Raw genomic sequence first — 326 nt, forward strand, 5'->3', positions numbered from 1 at the left:
TTTAATTCAGTTGTTTCTTTTTGTGCGTCGGGTTCATCCGACAAATCTTTGAATAGGGCGACGACCATCATCCCGACGACGAAGATGAATGGGAAAGCGGCTAATATGGCAGCAGCCTGTAACGCACCTAATCCACCAGCATATAAGAGTACAGCGGCAATCGATGACTGGACGACACCCCAAGCGAGCTTAATGCGTAAGCTTGGCATCAGACTACCACCAGACGATAGCATACCGAGAACATATGTCGCGGAGTCAGCTGAAGTGATGAAGAACGTCGTGATCAAGAAGACGGCAACGATACTGAGGAACGTTCCTAAGCCACC

At 49.1% G+C, this 326-nt stretch carries 1 protein-coding gene; it reads right to left on the minus strand.

From position 1 onward, the window contains the following. Window positions 1-326: BCCT family transporter (locus B3G15_RS00990; protein WP_290714523.1), on the minus strand; the 326-nt coding region annotated here is incomplete at both ends.

This window comes from Exiguobacterium sp. UBA1053 (genome assembly GCF_002316465.1).
In the GTDB taxonomy this organism is placed as follows: domain Bacteria; phylum Bacillota; class Bacilli; order Exiguobacteriales; family Exiguobacteriaceae; genus Exiguobacterium_A; species Exiguobacterium_A abrahamii.